General features: G+C 67.4%; 12 protein-coding genes. 4 read left to right on the forward strand and 8 right to left on the reverse strand.

Annotated features, from left to right (window positions below; genetic code table 11):
* Window positions 1-36 precede the first annotated feature (36 nt).
* A complete protein-coding gene (locus tag CJZ80_RS10440) occupies window positions 37-1,164 on the reverse strand; it encodes a glycosyltransferase family 2 protein (RefSeq protein WP_094512938.1) in 1,128 nt (375 codons plus the stop codon).
* A 27-nt stretch (window positions 1,165-1,191) separates the two neighbouring features.
* Window positions 1,192-2,565, reverse strand: coding sequence for an RNA polymerase sigma factor RpoD (gene rpoD / locus CJZ80_RS10445; RefSeq protein WP_094512939.1), 1,374 nt, complete (start codon window positions 2,563-2,565; stop codon window positions 1,192-1,194).
* Between the two features lie 383 nt (window positions 2,566-2,948).
* Here rpoD and priA point away from each other — a divergent pair, with 383 nt between their 5' ends.
* Window positions 2,949-5,237, forward strand: coding sequence for a primosomal protein N' (priA, locus tag CJZ80_RS10450; RefSeq protein WP_233132996.1), 2,289 nt, complete (start codon window positions 2,949-2,951; stop codon window positions 5,235-5,237).
* 88 nt (window positions 5,238-5,325) lie between these two features.
* Here the strand turns inward: priA and CJZ80_RS10455 are convergent, their stop codons facing one another.
* The 3 genes from CJZ80_RS10455 to CJZ80_RS10465 all read right to left on the reverse strand — a co-directional run bounded on the left by CJZ80_RS10455 (window position 5,326) and on the right by CJZ80_RS10465 (window position 8,130).
* A complete protein-coding gene (locus CJZ80_RS10455; RefSeq protein WP_233132997.1) occupies window positions 5,326-6,435 on the reverse strand; it encodes a DUF3153 domain-containing protein in 1,110 nt (369 codons plus the stop codon).
* A gap of 4 nt (window positions 6,436-6,439) precedes the next feature.
* Window positions 6,440-7,381: an acetylglutamate kinase gene (argB, locus tag CJZ80_RS10460; protein ID WP_094512942.1), complete on the reverse strand. Its 942-nt coding sequence runs from the start codon at window positions 7,379-7,381 to the stop codon at window positions 6,440-6,442.
* Between the two features lie 185 nt (window positions 7,382-7,566).
* The gene (locus CJZ80_RS10465) at window positions 7,567-8,130 is read right to left on the reverse strand and encodes a DUF2854 domain-containing protein (protein ID WP_094512943.1); all 564 of its coding nucleotides are present in this window, start codon (window positions 8,128-8,130) and stop codon (window positions 7,567-7,569) included.
* 59 nt (window positions 8,131-8,189) lie between these two features.
* Here CJZ80_RS10465 and CJZ80_RS10470 point away from each other — a divergent pair, with 59 nt between their 5' ends.
* The gene (locus CJZ80_RS10470; protein ID WP_094512944.1) at window positions 8,190-8,459 is read left to right on the forward strand and encodes a hypothetical protein; all 270 of its coding nucleotides are present in this window, start codon (window positions 8,190-8,192) and stop codon (window positions 8,457-8,459) included.
* Window positions 8,460-8,600: 141 nt separating this feature from the next.
* On the opposite strand, the gene CJZ80_RS10475 is transcribed toward CJZ80_RS10470, so the two are convergent.
* On the reverse strand, window positions 8,601-9,110 hold the full coding sequence (locus tag CJZ80_RS10475) for a single-stranded DNA-binding protein (RefSeq protein ID WP_094512945.1): 510 nt from the start codon (window positions 9,108-9,110) through the stop codon (window positions 8,601-8,603).
* 41 nt (window positions 9,111-9,151) lie between these two features.
* Between CJZ80_RS10475 and CJZ80_RS10480 the strand changes: the two genes are divergently transcribed.
* Both CJZ80_RS10480 and cutA read left to right on the forward strand, forming a co-directional pair.
* Window positions 9,152-9,964, forward strand: a complete 813-nt coding sequence (locus CJZ80_RS10480) for a precorrin-6A/cobalt-precorrin-6A reductase (protein ID WP_094512946.1) — start codon at window positions 9,152-9,154, stop codon at window positions 9,962-9,964.
* A 2-nt stretch (window positions 9,965-9,966) separates the two neighbouring features.
* On the forward strand, window positions 9,967-10,389 hold the full coding sequence (gene cutA, locus CJZ80_RS10485) for a divalent-cation tolerance protein CutA (protein WP_094512947.1): 423 nt from the start codon (window positions 9,967-9,969) through the stop codon (window positions 10,387-10,389).
* Here the strand turns inward: cutA and CJZ80_RS10490 are convergent.
* Window positions 10,303-11,292, reverse strand: a complete 990-nt coding sequence (locus CJZ80_RS10490; RefSeq protein WP_094512948.1) for an adenosine kinase — start codon at window positions 11,290-11,292, stop codon at window positions 10,303-10,305. The genes cutA and CJZ80_RS10490 overlap by 87 nt on opposite strands.
* Window positions 11,292-12,605, reverse strand: a complete 1,314-nt coding sequence (locus CJZ80_RS10495; protein WP_094512949.1) for an adenylosuccinate synthase — start codon at window positions 12,603-12,605, stop codon at window positions 11,292-11,294. The genes CJZ80_RS10490 and CJZ80_RS10495 overlap by 1 nt, the downstream gene beginning before the upstream one ends.
* Window positions 12,606-12,720: the final 115 nt, after the last annotated feature.

Genomic DNA, 12,720 nt, shown 5'->3' on the forward strand with positions numbered 1-12,720 from the left:
GTCAATGGCCATCGGGTGCAAGCGGAAGACTTCCGCTCAGGGGGTGTTCCAGACAAAACGCGATGAAGCAGCGTAGTTCCACACAAACACCACGGCAATACCGGCGATCTGGGCGAAGAGGGTGTCACTCGCCACCCTCGTGTAAAACACACTGGCCAGGCCGATATTCGCGAGCATCGGCAACGAGGCCACCACCAGAAACTTGACAAGCCCGGCAAACAGGGGGAAACCCTTGAGCCGCAGGTGGCGGAAGGTGAGGGTGTTGTTCACGAGATAATTGCTACAGGCCGAGGCGATCACAGCCGGTGGCAACGAGGCCACGAAGGAGAAGCCCAGCAGGATTAAGAGGTTGGACACCAACAGCTGCACGCCGATCCCGGAAACACCAACCAGGGCAAAACTCACAGCACGCCGTGGAACCATCCGCAGCAGCAACGTGTGGATGATCGAAACGCCGAAGTCCCACAGAACGGAGATGTCCAGCTTGGAGCTTCCGAAGGTGCGGGGCTGGAAGGTGAGCGGGGTTTCTTCGGCAATCAGATGCCCGCGGCTGATCGACAGAAGCTCGTAGAGAAATTTGAACCCCTGAGAATCCACCTGCCGGATCATCGGCAGGCAGCGGTCGAGGCGCAGGGCGAAAAAGCCACTCATGAAATCGCTGAGGTGGCGATAGCGGGGCAGGGTGAAACGTGCCAGGCGATTGGCCAGCACCGATCCCCCTTCCCGTTTGTCGCTCAACCCCTTGATGGAAGCCTCTGGGTGAAAGCGGCTGCCGATCACCAGATCAACGTTGCGGGCCAGCAACAGCTCCAGCGCCGCCGCCACCGACGCGGGCTCATGCTGGCCATCACAATCCATCACCACGGCAAGATCGCCGGTGCTGTCCAGCAGGCCTTCTTTGATGGCGCTGGAGAGGCCTGAGCGCCCCACGCGGCGGATGAGGCGCAGGCAAGGCTCCCCATGCGCCAGTTCCTTGACGAAATCAGCCGTTCCATCGGCGGAATCATCGTCAACGACGATCACCTCCAGCTGAAAGCGATCACGCAGAGCCAGCAACTGCTGGAGGATGGGCTGGATGTTCTGCCGCTCGTTGAAGGTGGGCAGAACAATGGTGACCCTCGCTGCCGGGGTAGACCCGGCAGACGCGACGACCGATGCGGGCAAAACGGAGGGAACGCTGACGATTGGAGGTTACTTGATGTACTCCTTCAGCACCCCGTTGCGATTGGGGTGCCGCAGTTTGCGCAGCGCCTTGGCTTCAATCTGGCGAATGCGCTCGCGGGTCACGTCAAAGATCTGACCGATCTCCTCAAGGGTTTTCATCCGGCCATCGTCAAGGCCGTAGCGCAGGCGCAACACATCGCGCTCCCTCGGGCTGAGGGTGGCAAGCACACCTTCGAGATCCTCACGAAGCAGATTCTTGGCCACATCCTGCTCGGGATTCTCGATATCCGCCTCGATGAAATCGCCAAGGCGGGAATCCTCCTCCTTGCCGATCGGGGTTTCCAGGGAGATAGGCAACTGGGCGGATTTGGCGATGAAACGCAGTTTCTCGATCATCATCTCCATACTCTCCGCAATCTCCTCTTCGGTAGGTTTACGGCCGAATTCCTGGCTGAGCACCTTGGTGGTTTTCTTGATGCGGGAAATCGTTTCGTAGAGGTGAACAGGCAAGCGGATGGTGCGGCTCTGATCGGCGATGGCGCGGGTGATCGCCTGACGAATCCACCAGGTGGCGTAAGTGGAGAACTTGTAGCCCTTTTCGTGATCGAACTTCTCAGCGGCACGGATCAGGCCGAGGCTGCCTTCCTGGATCAGATCCTGAAAGGAAAGGCCGCGATTCATGTACTTCTTGGCGATCGACACCACCAGGCGCAGGTTCGACTGCACCATCTTTTCCTTGGCGCGCCGGCCGAGCATCAGGCGGCGGCGGAACTTCACCAGCGGCATGTCCACCAGCACCGCCCACTCCTTGGTGTCGGGGTAGTGGCCGTTGTCCTGCTCGAACTGGGCGGCAAGCTCCTCGAGGTGGAGAAGGTCGGCGATCTTGCGGGCCAGCTCGATCTCTTCATCGGGGCGCAGCAGGCGGATGCGGCCGATCTCCTGGAGGTAAACCCGGATCGAATCCTCGGTGTACACACCTTTCGGGCCCACCTTGATGCTGGCCAGAGCCTTGGCGGAAGCCGCCTTGGCCTCCTTCTTGGCCTTGGTGCTGTCGTCGGCCTGGGCGAGCAGCTCGTCGGCGATGCCATCAAGGTCGAGCGACTCGACGTCATCAACGGCGTCCACCGCCTCAGCGTCCTTGACAGGAGCCGCTGCCACCTTGGCGGCTTTGGCCGCCGCCGGCTTGCGGGTGCGGGTGGCCTTGGGCTTGGCTTCGGCCGCCGCCTTGGTGGTGGCTGTCGCTTCACCTTCGGCAGAGGCTGCGGCAGCAGCGGGCTTGGACCTGCTCTTGACAGCCTTCGCGGGTTTGGGCTGGATCAACGTTTCCTCACCGTTGGGCGAGGACACCGCGAGGATGGTGGCAGCAGGAATCTTGGGCTTGGCCGCAGCAGCTGGGCTCATAGGGGGAAGGGCGAAACGGGTTGAAAACGAAGGCTGGGAGAAGCGTTCTGGAGAGGTCGCCCCGTTGGCGTGATGGCATCGACGTCAACCAACATGCCGAGGCCCCGCGGCATTCGCCGAAGTGCCAGGCACGATGGGAAATCGAGCGCCCTAACGAGATGGAACCAGACCGGAAACGACAACGGCGGCGCGAAGGCCAGAGCAGGGCTGTCAGGGGTGGTCGCAGACCCAGCAGCCCTGCGGAGAAAAATCCGTATGGCTGGCTTCAGATCTTCCCTCTGGACGGAACTCTGCCTGGTTCCGACAGCAGCCGTTTGGACTGCTCAACCTGATCACCTTAAGAAACACCCATGGTGTTTGCAAGGCAAACGCAGCAGCTCGTCGTGGCCGATGCACACGCCCCACCCTCCACGGCAGTGATCTACTGGCAGGTCTGGGTGGAAGCCGGCCGGGAAGGCCGCATCTTCACCTATGCCAATCCCCAGCATCTTGAGATCGCCGCCGGCGATCTGGTGCGGGTGCCACTGCGTGGACGGCCCCATGTGGGACTGGTGGTGGAGGCGCTCCAGGCCCTTCCGCCCGATCTGCAGGCGGCGCGGCTGCTGGCGATCACCGCCGTGCATCAGCGCGCCGCCGTGCATCCCCTCTTGCAGGAGTTGTTACAGGAGGTGGCCCATCAATGCCACACCACGGTGTTCAAAACGCTCAAATCAGCGCTGCCGTCGGGCTGGCTTGGCCAGTGGCGCCCATCCCAGCCGGCCGGGCCGCGCCCGCTCCAGTGGGTAAGCGCGACGGCGGACGCGGCAGCGGCCAGTCCTCGTCAGCAGCAGTTGCTGGTGGCCCTGCACCAGTGCGGGGGCGGGGCCTGGCTGCGCGATGTCTGCGGCGGATGGGGCTTCAGCCGTTCGGTGGTGGAGGGGCTGCGCCGTGGGGGCGGGGTGTGCATCACAGCCCGTCTGCCGGGCCCGGAGACGGCTGCTCGTGCCCATGGCCTGCCCGGCGGCGACCGCAGCACGCCACGGTCGCTCACCACAGCCCAGCAGCAGGCCCTGGAGGCGATCCTGGCCTCGCCGCCGGGCAGTGAGCTGCTGCTCTGGGGCGTGACCGGCTCGGGCAAAACCGAGGTGTATCTCCAGGCCGCCGCCGCCGCGCTGGCGGCCGGTGAAAGCGTGCTGCTGCTCACCCCTGAGATCGGCCTGATCCCCCAGCTGCTGGATCGCTGCCATGCCCGTTTCGGCGGCGACGTTCTCGAATACCACAGCGGCGTCAGCGACGCCGGGCGGGTCCAGGTGTGGCGCCGCTGCCTGGCGGCCCGGCAAGGCGAGCCGTTGCTGGTGGTGGGCACCCGCTCCGCCGTGTTCCTGCCGCTGCAGCCGCTCGGTCTGATCGTGCTGGACGAGGAACACGACACCTCGTACAAACAGGACGCTCCCATGCCCTGTTACCACTGCCGCGACGTGGCGCGGATCCGCTGCCGGAACAGCGGCCGCCTGCTGCTGGGCAGCGCCACCCCCTCCCTGGAAACCTGGCTGGCCTGCCAACCGTCCAGACTTGGCCACGGTGACGTCGGCAGGCGCCCAGTCACCACCCTGCTGCGGCTGCCTGAGCGCATCGGCGGCGCCCAGACCCCGTCGGTGAGCGTGGTGGACATGCGGCTGGAGCTGGCCGATGGCCACCGGCGCCTGATCAGCCGGGCCCTGATGGAGCGGCTGGAGCAGGTGCAGGAGCGTGGCGAGCAGGCGGTGGTGCTGGTGCCGCGGCGGGGCTACAGCAGCTTCCTCAGCTGCCGCAGCTGCGGTGAAGTGGTGCAGTGCCCCCACTGCGATGTGGCACTCACCGTGCACCGCCAGCGTGAGGGCCGTGCCTGGCTGCGCTGCCACTGGTGTGACCACCGCCAGGAGATCACCGAGCGCTGCGGCCACTGCGGTTCCACCGCCTTCAAACCCTTCGGCGCCGGCACCCAGCGAGTGATCGAGCAGCTGGAGAAGGAGCTGGAAGGGCTGCGGGTGCTCCGCTTCGACCGCGACACCACCCGCGGCCGTGACGGCCACCGGCGTCTGCTGGCAGCCTTCGCCGCCGGAGACGCTGACGTGCTGGTGGGCACCCAGATGCTGGCGAAGGGCATGGACCTGCCCCGGGTGACGCTGGCGGCGGTGCTGGCGGCTGATGGTCTGCTGCACCGGCCCGATCTGCGCGCCGCGGAACAGTGCCTGCAGCTGCTGCTGCAGCTCGCCGGCCGGGCCGGTCGGGGCGAACGGCCGGGATCCGTGCTGGTGCAGACCTACAGCCCTGACCATCCGGTGATCTGTCACCTGATCGATGGCCACTACGAGCGCTTCCTCGACGAGGAGCTGCGGCTCCGCCGTCAGGCCCGGTTGGTGCCCTTCAGCCGTGCCTGTCTGCTGCGCTTCGCCGGTGACTCCGCCAGCGCCACCGCCACCACCGCCGCCGCACTGGCGGAGCGGGTGCGCCCGGCGGTGGAGGCGGCAGGCTGGGAGCTGATCGGGCCGGCACCAGCACCGGTGGCGCGGGTGGCCGGTCGGCACCGCTGGCAACTGCTGCTGCACGGGCCGGCCGGCACCCCGTTGCCCCTGGCCGAGGAGCAGGCGCTGCGCCAGGGCCTCGACGGCCGAGTGACGCTCAGCATCGATCCCGATCCGATGGAGCTCTGAGAGGCAGAGCCTCTCGGGGCTGGCAAGCGGCTCCCAGTCACTCTGCAACAGAACCTCTGCGCCGGCGCACCTGGAAAGGCGGCGTTGATCAGGCCCCGTCGGCGTCCTGGGGAACGGGCAGCTCGGGCCAGCCGAACCCCGATGACCAGCGCAACCGCTGCAGGGCAAGGGCGGCACAGAGCAGCAGCAGGATCACCATCCCACCCAGACCCAGCCTGCTCCAGCGCCAGGTGAGCAGCTCCAGCCGATTGGCGGCGCCGGTGGCAAGGGGCCAGCGCACACCGGTTCCTTCGCGAGCGGCCGGCCGGGGGGCGGCCTGCCGCACGGCGCCGAGAGAAACCGGACGGAGCACCATCTGGAGATCGAGGCCCGGAACGGCGTCAAGGGGCTGAAGATCGAGCTCCAGCCACAGGTGCTGGCGCACCCCCAGCAGCCAGTTCCGCTCGCTCAGTTCGAGGCGGGGCGGGGGCAGCTCCACACCGATCCGTTCAGCGGCCAGGGTCGTGGTGCGTGCCAGCAGGGCCTGAATCTCCACCGCCGGCAGGGAGGGGCTGCGCAGCACCTGGCGGGGGCCGTCTCCCTTGAGGCTCAGGCGGGCACCTGGATCGGCCTCCGCCACGGCCGAGGCGAAGCGTTGCTGCCAGGGGAGCTGGCGGCCGGTGTCGCTGCTCCAGACCTGGGTGAGCTGCAGCCGCCCCGGGCCCGGAAACTGCAGCTCCGTGTCCACCCGCAGGCATCCGCTCAGCAGGGTGAGCACCAGCAGCAGCACCAGGGCGACCACGGCGAAACCAAGGGGCTGGCGCGTGGGGCCCACCGGTGGCGGCGGCGGCTCAGGCGGCCCATCGCGGCGCGGCATCCAGCGGCTGGCAGACTTCAGCCGGCCTTCCAGGGGTTCGGCCCCACCCAGGCTCGGCAGGGTGAGGGACCAATTGGCCGGACGCTGCAGCGCCGGGGCATCGAGGATCATCTGCAGATCCCTGGCCTGCAGGCGCAGTTCAGGATCGGTGCTGGCGCGCAGGCTGCGGCAGCAGGCCTGAGCAGCGGCGGTGTCACCCTGGCCGATCCAGGCGGTGACCATCAACAGCCGCAGCTGACCGCCGAACGGGGAACTGGGTGGGTGCTGGTCGGCCAGGGGTTGAAGCAATCGCAGACACTGGCCGTAGTCGCCCCGCTCGAGAGCGCGGCGCGCGCTGAGCAAGGACTCATCCTCCATGGCCAGGCAAGCCGGAGCGGCGGACGGGCGAGGCGGCAACGGTATCCGGCTGGCAGCGACCGACCACCATCGTGCCGATGCCGGCATCGGTGAACACCTCCAGCAGCAGGGCATGGGGGACGCGACCATCAACGATGTGAGCGGCCCCCACCCCCTGGGCCAGGGCGCGGATGCAGCATTCGGTCTTGGGGGTCATGCCACCGGCCACCACGCCGTTGGCAATCAGCTCGCGGGCCTGGGCCAGGGTCAGATGGCGCAACAGCGAGCTGGGATCGTCGCGGTCGGTGAGGATGCCGGGGGTGTCGGTGAGCAGGATCAGCTTTTCGGCCTGCAGGGCAGCGGCCAACTCACCCGCCACCGTGTCGGCGTTGATGTTGTGGGCCTGGCCTTCGGCATTGGCGGCCACACTGGAAATCACCGGGATGTAGCCCGCGTCAAGCAGGGGAGCGAGCACGGCGGGGTTCACGGCAGCCACATCCCCCACCAGTCCGTGGGAGCCACCGCCCCAGGCGCGGGCCTCCACCAGCCTCCCGTCACTGCCGGAGAGCCCCACGGCCCTGCCGCCCAGGCGGTTGAGGCCGTTGACGATCTGCTTGTTTACACGGCCCACCAGGACCATCTCCACCACATCCATGGTGTCGGCATCGGTGACGCGCAGGCCGTCACGGAACGTGGGCTTGATCGCCAGCCGGGTCAACCACTCGTTGATTTCCGGGCCGCCGCCGTGCACCACCACCGGCCGCACCCCCACACAGGCGAGCAGGGCCAGATCGCGGAACACCGCCTCCTGCAGCGACTTGTGGGCCATGGCCGCACCGCCGTACTTGACGACCACCCGGCGGCCGGCGAAGCGCTGGATGTAGGGAAGGGCCTCGCTGAGGACGGAGACCCGCAGGCTGTCCTCGGCGCTGATCAAGGGGTCCTGGCTCAATGGACTGCGGGGTGATGGTGGGTGGAGAGACTGAGGAGAGCGGGCCGGGATCGACGGCGCTGGCGGGTACCGGGCTGGACTGGAGTGGACGGGTCCGTGGCCGGGATGGGCTGGTACCGAGCTGTGCCCGGGCGGTGGAACGCCACGGGTTCAGAGCCGTCGGAGGCCCTGGGGAGGTGCGGAGATCAGGGCACAGGCTCGGGGCTGACAGCCGCCGTGGGGAGCAGCGCCAGCTCCAGGAGCGAGGCATCGAGCGGCCGCAACTCGGCCGTGAGGCCCGGGCCGAAGAAACGACCAAGGCGCTCCTGGCGTGCCTGCCAACGCTCCAGGCTCACGCCATTGAGACGGAAGCGCAGGATCAGGCAATAAGCACCGCCCTGCTCCAGCTCAGCCACGCTCACCAGCTCGGGCGGGCTGTCCTCGTCCCAGAGTTTGAGGGCTTCGAGGGAGGATTCCAGGTGGGCCTTCTGGCCGTAGCGCCAACGGGTCACGTCCTTGAGCACTTTTCGCAGCGGCTCGCTGGCCGTCTCCTCCCGCAGACGTTGATAGGTGGCCGGGGGGGTGAGCCGTTCGGCAGGCGGCAACTCCGAGGATTTCAGCGCCAGGCCACCCAACAACACAGGGATGCCATAGAAGACACCGGCCAGGCTGATGTTCGGGCTATCGGTGACGTACGCGATCGAACCGATCACGGTGAGCACCGCTCCGAGAATCGTGAGCAGGCTGCCGGGGGAGGTGAGGGCTTGCATGGACCCATCCTCCAGCAAAGCCGTGCAGGATGGAGAGGCAACGCCAGCGATCCGCCTCCATGTCCCTGTCGCCGCCTGCCGACGGCCTCGACCCTGCGGTAGCCGCCAACGTTGATGCCGGCCGGGCGGCAGCCTCAGCCAACCCCACTGGAGCCGCACAGGCACCGAGCAACCGGGTGCTGCTCGATCAGCTCACCGAAGACCGGCTCTGGCTGCTGCGTCAGATCGATGCGGGCCGCTGGAGTGAGCTGCGCCTCGATCTGGCAGCCCTGGAGCGCGAACTGGGCCAGATGCTCGACCAGGCCCGCGAGAAGCTGCAGACCGACTGAAACGTCCGGTGGTGGGAGTGGCGACGGCCGTTTGGCCGCCAACCCCCTCATCCGAGCGCATCCGGCCCATTCGTTCAGCAGGGCACGCCCGCTTGCTTCAGCCACGCGCGCAGGTTGGTTCACGCATGCCCTGTCTCCTGATCAGAACGGGATTTCGTCTTCCTCCTGGGTGTCAGGCACGAGAGGAGCGGAATTCCAGGTGGGTGTGGCCGGGGCGGGAGCGGCAGGTGGCGGGTTCTGCCGCACCGGCTGGCGCACAGGAGCGGCGGCCCGTGAGGCCCCCATCGGCGCAGGAGCTGGCGCCGGCGCCCTGGATGGGTCGGCGCTTCCGCCAGCACCGACCACAGCTCCGCCGAGGGGATGGAGCCGGGAGAGGGTGAACTCGGCCCGCTTCTCCTTGGTGCCATCCGGGCGGTTCACAGTGTTCATGCGCAGGCGCCCTTCCAGCACCAAGCGCTGGCCCACCTGAACGCGGTTCTGCAGGTCCTGCGCCAGATTGCCGAAGCCCACCACCTTCACCTGGCCGGGCGGGTCATCCGGGCGCAGCCCGTCGATCTGCACGGCCATCTCCGCCACCGGCGTCTGGTTGTCCTGGGTGTAGCGCACCTGGGGCGCCTCCAGCACCACCCCCTCCAGCAAGCAGTGATTCATCTCTCCGTCCGCACCGGCGGGCCACATCCTGATGCACGGCCGTGAAATGCACCAGCGGGCGCCTGTGGCTGATCAGCGGCACCGGTGAAGGTCCCTGGCTCGCGGGGGCGCTGCTGGCGAACGGCTGGGAGCTGACCGTCTCCGTGGTGAGCCAAACGGCGGGGCGCGCTTACTCCCCGCACCCCCGGCTGCTGCTGGAGGTGGGCGCGATGCAGGGCAGCGCCGGCATCCAGCGGCACCTGGAGGCGGCGCGCCTCCAGCGGCGCCCCTACCAATGGGTGATCGACGCCAGCCATCCCTTTGCGGTGCAGATCAGCGCTCAGCTGGCGACGACCTGCCAGCCGCTGGGGCAACCGCTGCTGCGGCTGCTGCGGCCGCTGGAGCCGCACCTCGCCCCGCGGCAGACCCTGTTGAGCGATCTGCAGGCCCTGGGGAAGGAAGATCTGCGCGGTCAACGGCTGCTGCTGGCGATCGGTGCTCGCCATCTGGCCACCGCCGCTGCCCATGCCAGCGGGGTGGAGCTCTTCGCACGGGTGCTGCCCACACCCGCGAGCCTGCAGCAGGCGCGGGCAGCGGGGCTGCCGGATGCCCACCTGGCCTGCCTGCGGCCGGCGGGCGGCCCACTGGGGGGGGCGGCCCTCGGCATCGAGCAGGCGCTGCTGCGGCAGTGGCAGATCAGCGCGGTGCTCTGCCGGCAGTCGGGTGGGCACACAGAGCGCGGCTGGCAACAGCTCTGTGCCGCCAGAAATCTGCAGCTGCTGTTGCTGGCGCGCCCCGCCGAACCCCCAGGGGTGGAAGGCTTGCCGCTGACAGAGCTGCTGGAGAAGCTGGGCCAGCCCGCCCGCTGGCTCTAGCCATGCCACCGCCTTCCAACGACCCTGCCACGGCGCTCACACTGGTGCTCACCACCGAGGCGGACGCCGCCCATGCTGAGCGGCTGGCGCAGGCCCTGCTGGAGGAGCGGCTGGCGGTCTGCGTCAGCCTGCTGCCGATCACCTCGCTCTATCACTGGCAAGAAAGGATGGAGCGCAGCACGGAAGTGCAGCTGCTGATCAAAACCAGCGCCACCCAGCTGGAGGCGTTGAGGCGGCGCCTGCACGCATTGCACAGCTACGACACGCCGGAGTGGATCCACTGGCCGGCCCAGACTGAAGGCGCCTATGGCCTGTGGCTGCAGGATGAGCTGGCCGGCTCAGCCCAGATGCAGCCGCACCAGATCCTGCAGGGAGGCCTGGGGTCGGGGTCCCAGCTGGGTGACCACCAGGCCGGCGCAGAGTGAGCCCAGTCGACCGCAGTCCTCAAGGCTCTGGCCCTGGGTGTAGCCGTGCAGGAAGCCGGCCGCGTAGAGGTCGCCGGCGCCGGTGGTGTCCACCAGGGGGCCCAGCTGATATGCCGCAATCGTGTGACTGGTCCCTCCGGCCAGCACCAGCGATCCCTTTTCGCTGCGGGTGAGCGCGGCCACCTTGCAGCAACCACGCACCCGGTCCACCGCCTCCTCAAAGCTGTCGGTGGCATAGAGGGAGCAGATCTCCAGCTCGTTGGCGAAGAGCAGATCCACGTGGCCATCCACCAGTTCGAGGAAGCTGGCGCGGTGGCGCTCCACACAGAAACCGTCGGAGAGGCTGAGGGCCACCTCACCACCATGGGCGCGCACCACCTCGGCAGCGGCGATGAAAGCCCGCTTGGCCGGCTCGGAATCCCAGAGATAGCCCTCCAGGTAGAGCACCTTCGCCTGCCCCACCAGCTCCAGGTCGAGGTCGGCGGGATCGAGCGTCACCGAGGCCCCCAGATAGGTGCACATCGTGCGCTGGGCGTCGGGGGTAACCAGGATCAGACAGCGGGCCGTGGAGGGACCGGACGTGGTGGGGGGCGTCTGGAAGTGAGCTCCCACAGAACGAATGTCGTGGGCGAAGATCCCGCCCAGCTGATCGTTGCGGACACGACCGATGAAACCGGCGCGGCCGCCCAGCTGGGCGATGCCCGCCAAGGTGTTGGCTGCGGATCCGCCTGAGGTTTCAAGGCCAGGGCCAGAGGCGGCGTAGAGGCGATCGGCCTGGGCTTCATCCACCAGCGCCATGGTGCCTTTGGTGAGGCCATGGGCAGCAATGAAGGCATCATCCGCCTGCACCAGCACATCCACGATGGCGTTGCCGATGCCGACGACATCAAATTGTCTGGGCATCACGCGCTCAACAGGGCCCGCTTGGGACCGTGGATCGGATCCTCCACGACGATCGTCTGGTCACGTTGAGCCCCGAGGGACACGATGGCGATCGGCACCTCCATCAGCTCGGCGAGGAAGCGGAGATAAGCCATTGCCGTGTCCGGCAGCTCCTCAAGCTGGCGGCAGTCGGCAGTGGAGCTCTGCCAGCCGGGCAGCGTTTCGAAGATCGGCTGACAGCGGGCGAAATCCTCGGCACTGCTCGGGAAGTGGTCGATGCGCTCGCCGTTGAGCTCATAGGCCACGCACACCTGGATCTCGTCGAGCTCATCGAGCACATCAAGCTTGGTGATCGCCAGGCAATCGAGGCCGTTCACCTGAACGGCATAGCGGCCGATCACGCCATCGAACCAGCCGCAACGGCGCCGCCGGCCGGTGGTGGTGCCGAATTCATGGCCGCGATCGCAGAGGTGATCGTTGAGGCTGCCTTCGAGCTCGGTGGGGAAAGGCCCTTCGCCCACGCGGGTGGTGTAGGCCTTGGCCACACCGATCACACGGTCGATCAGCGTGGGGCCCACCCCTGCGCCGATGCAGGCGCCACCGGACACCGGATTGGACGAGGTGACGTAGGGGTAGGTGCCGTGATCAAGGTCGAGCAGGGTGCCTTGGGCCCCTTCGAACAGGATGTTCTTGCGGGCACGGGCGGCCTCGTGGATCGTGCGGGTGCAGTCGACAACGTGGGGCGCCAGCCGCTGGCCATAGGCGGCGTACTCAAGGATCACCTCCTCGGGATCGAGCGGCGGCAGGTCGTAGATGCGCTCCAGGATCAGGTTCTTTTCGGCCAGGGGAGCCAACAGGCGATCCCGCAACCGGTCCACATCGAGCAGGTCGAGCACCCGGATGCCGTTGCGCTCCGATTTGTCGGCATAGGTGGGGCCGATGCCCCGACCGGTGGTGCCGATGCGGCGATCGCCGCGGCGCTGCTCCATCGCCTGATCCAGCAGGCGGTGGTAAGGCATGGTCACGTGGGCCGTGGAGGCGAGCTTCAGGCCGGAGATGTCGATGCCGAACGTGGCGAGCATGTCGAGCTCACCGAGCATGACCTTCGGGTCGACCACCGTGCCGGAGCCGATCAGGCACGTGGTGTCGGGATAAAGAATGCCGGAAGGAATGAGGTGCAGTTTGAGCACCTTGTCGTCGACGACGATCGTGTGACCGGCGTTCACACCCCCCTGATACCGCACCACCACATCGGCGGAGCGGCTGAGCAGATCGGTGATCTTTCCCTTGCCTTCGTCACCCCATTGAGCACCGATGACGACGACATTGGCCAAGAAGGAAACAGCGGCCCGAAGCCGCTTCTAAGCACAAACAGAGAGCCTCTCAGATCAGCTGCCCCTTCGTAAACCCCCCAGCGGCATCCGTGATCCCGGCGGGGGTGGTCCGGGC

The organism is Synechococcus sp. MW101C3, assembly GCF_002252635.1.
GTDB lineage: Bacteria > Cyanobacteriota > Cyanobacteriia > PCC-6307 > Cyanobiaceae > MW101C3.

What these genes read in the sequence shown, in the direction of transcription:
- rpoD (WP_094512939.1), bottom strand. Translation starts at nt 2,565, where the DNA reads ATGAGCCCAGCTGCTGCGGCCAAGCCCAAGATTCCTGCTGCCACCATC.
- CJZ80_RS10465 (WP_094512943.1), bottom strand. Translation starts at nt 8,130, where the DNA reads ATGCAAGCCCTCACCTCCCCCGGCAGCCTGCTCACGATTCTCGGAGCG.
- CJZ80_RS10470 (WP_094512944.1), top strand. Translation starts at nt 8,190, where the DNA reads ATGTCCCTGTCGCCGCCTGCCGACGGCCTCGACCCTGCGGTAGCCGCC.
- CJZ80_RS10475 (WP_094512945.1), bottom strand. Translation starts at nt 9,110, where the DNA reads ATGAATCACTGCTTGCTGGAGGGGGTGGTGCTGGAGGCGCCCCAGGTG.
- cutA (WP_094512947.1), top strand. Translation starts at nt 9,967, where the DNA reads ATGCCACCGCCTTCCAACGACCCTGCCACGGCGCTCACACTGGTGCTC.
- CJZ80_RS10490 (WP_094512948.1), bottom strand. Translation starts at nt 11,292, where the DNA reads ATGCCCAGACAATTTGATGTCGTCGGCATCGGCAACGCCATCGTGGAT.